This is a genomic window from Litoribacter ruber, assembly GCF_018449405.1.
GTDB classification, from domain to species: Bacteria; Bacteroidota; Bacteroidia; order Cytophagales; family Cyclobacteriaceae; genus Litoribacter; species Litoribacter ruber.
Genome location: NZ_JAHCMY010000035.1, coordinates 1 through 2,864, shown reverse-complemented (window position 1 = coordinate 2,864; position 2,864 = coordinate 1). Strand labels below are relative to the sequence as shown.

General features: G+C 44.6%; 2 protein-coding genes. Both read left to right on the top strand.

The genetic code is table 11. The features are described 5' to 3' along the window. The first annotated feature begins 850 nt into the window (after positions 1-850). Positions 851-1,081, top strand: coding sequence for a LytR/AlgR family response regulator transcription factor (locus KI659_RS18445; protein ID WP_317195991.1), 231 nt, complete (start codon positions 851-853; stop codon positions 1,079-1,081). A 913-nt stretch (positions 1,082-1,994) separates the two neighbouring features. Continuing rightward, positions 1,995-2,753 carry a hypothetical protein gene (locus tag KI659_RS18440; RefSeq protein ID WP_213946864.1) on the top strand — a complete coding sequence of 253 codons (759 nt, stop codon included), beginning with the start codon at positions 1,995-1,997 and terminating at the stop codon, positions 2,751-2,753. The last annotated feature ends 111 nt before the right edge of the window (positions 2,754-2,864 follow it).

Here is a 2,864-nt window from a genome sequence, read left to right as displayed (position 1 = left end):
TTCGAGGACGTTTAATGTTTATGGTTTATGGGCCTCGGTTCTTTAAACTTTAACCGTCCGCAAAGCGGACCATAAACCATAAACCCACTCATTGCTTTACGTTAATCCGTTCATCCTCCTCGGCGGAAATTGTTTATATCCATTTGGCTATCAAAAGTATAGCGGATAGTTCAACCCTTTCAGGGTTGTTGAAATTCTGTCGTTATTTCCCCGGGTTGCCACCCGGGGTTACTTATAGTTGAAGTCCTTCAGACTTCTTTGTAAAGTTTTTTTTCCCCGCCCGGTTTTGTGAGCTTCTGACCCTCACATAGGACGGGGCGGGGAGGCCCGGAGGCCCAAAGGTTTTTTTATGTACTCATTGGCTATAATTAAGAGTACGTATATAGTTCAACCCTTTCAGGGTTGTTGAAATTCTGTCGTTATTTCCTCGGGTTGCCACCCGGGGCTACTTATAGTTGAAGTCCTTCAGACTTCTTTGTAAAGTTTTTTTTCCCCGCCCGGTTTTGTGAGCGTCTGACCCTCACATAGGAAGGGGCGGGGAGGCCCGGAGGCCCAAAGGTTTTTTTATGTACTCATAGGCAATAATTAAGATTACGTATATAGTTCAACCCTTTCAGGGTTGTTGATTATCTTGTAGTTATTTGCCCCGGGTTGCCACCCGGGGTTATTCATAGTTGAAGTCTTTCAGACTTCTTTGTGAAGTTTTTTTCCCCGCCCGGTTTTATAATTGACCCTCACTCTCAGAAGAAGCGGAATTTTGTTTATAGTTTATTGTCCTCTTCGAGGACGTTTATGGCTTATGGTTTATGGGCCTCGGTTCTTTAAACTTTAACCGTCCGCAAAGCGGACCATAAACCATAAACCACTCATTGCTTCAGGCATTGAGCATAGGAAGTATTTGTTAAGGATGACGATGAAGGAGGTGGAGGCCAAAATGGGTCCGAAGAATTTTGTAAGGATCCATCGGAGTTACATTGTCAATATGCATGCGATCAGAAGGCATGAGGGGAGACGGGTAGAGTTGGTCAATGGAGAGGTGCTGCCTGTGGGGAGGAGCTTTTTGAAGGGGTTTATGGGTTAAGGTTTATGGTTTAAGGGTTATGGGTTAAGGGTTCAAAATGTTCACTGTTCAAATGTTCAAATGGGAAGGATTAATGGTTTAAGAGATTAAGGGATTAATGGGGGGGGTGCGGAGTCGGAGGGGTTCGGACAACGATTCAGGAATCGGATGACCGAGAAAATATTTTTTCAAAAAAAGCGAAACCTTTTGGTGGTGAATACGTTAGGGATAGTTCCAGCGCATTTTTCGAGCGATAATCACCAAAATTAATTCCAATATATAAGAAAACAGGGTAGACTAAGGGATTAGGCCAACACGGAGTTAATACGGAGTTAATGGAGCTTTAGTGCAGCTTTGCTGGGGCTTTGGGGGAAGGTAGGGGGAGGTTTGGGATAGGGGTTATGGTTTATGGTTTAAGGTTTAAGGTTTAAGGCTTATGGTTTATAGTTTAAGGCTTATGGTTTATTGTTTAGGTGTTCAATGTTTAGGTGTTCAGGTGTTCAGGTGTTCAATGTTTAGGTGTTCAGGTGTTCAAATGTTCAGGGTTTATTGTTCAAATGTTCAGGGTTCAAAATGTTCACTGTTCAAATGTTCATATGGGAAGGATTAATGGTTTAAGAGATTAATGGATTAATGTGGGGTGCGAAGTCGGAGACGTTCGCGCAACGAGATGGTTTATGGTTTAAGGTTTATGGCTTAAGGTTTATGGTTTTGGGATTAATGGTTTAAGGGATTAATGGATTGATGTGGGGGTGCGAAGTCGGAGACGTTCGCACAACGAGATGGTTTATGGTTTATAGTTTATAGTTTAAGGTTTATGGCTTAAGGCTTATGGTTTATGGTTTATAGTTTATGGTTTATGGTTTAAGGTTTATGGTTTATGGGTTTGGGATTAATGGTTTAAGGGATTAATGGATTAAGGAGAAAAGAAAATATGGCAAGGCAATCAGCAGGACATGAATTTGAGGGTACCGTGGATGGGGTATGCTTTTATAAGATGAATGGGAAACATTATGCGAGAAGAAAGAGCTCGCTGACCGGGGAACAGTTTAGGAAAAGGCCGGAGTTTGTCAATAGCAGGAAGACGGCGTCGGAGTTTGGGAGGGCCACGTCGTTGAGCCAGCTGTATAGGCATGTGGCGTGGAGCTTTCTGTATGATATGAAAACGGGTTATATGCCTTCCTATCTGACGGGGGTCTTTCAGCGTATTATTCAGTCTGACGAGCTCTTGGAGAGAGGGGATAGAAAGTTGTTGAATGGGCAAGTGGGTTTGCTGAAAGGATTTGAGTTGGCCAAGGAATACCGGGTGAGTGATTATGTGGAGAGTCTTCCTACAGTGAATATTTTGACGGAGGACCAGGTGGTGGAATTTGGTTTTAGGGGTAGTCTGAGGCATGTTCCGCAAAGGGCCACGCATTTTTCGATCCGATATGGGGTGGTATTGATATCTGAGGATGGGGAGAAGCAGCGCCAATGTTGGGATAATGAGGGGGAGGAGTTGATTGTGCCGATCGAGGAGGGAATGGATCATCTTGGCAAGGTTCGAATGGCTTACGAGCAGAAATATGAAGAGGTACTGGTGACGGCTTTGATGGGGATAAGGTATTATCAGGTGGGGGCTGATGGGCCTGTGCAGCTGAAGGAGGGGGCATGTGGAGTGGTGTTGGGGGCTTCTTCGCGGAAGGAAAAATGAGGCATTGGTTTCACGCAAAGGGCGCGAAGGAATTCGCAAAGGGCGCAATGGGAGTACGAAGTTGAAATGGATTCGGCGTTTAGGAGTTTATTTCCCGATCAGCGCTGCGCG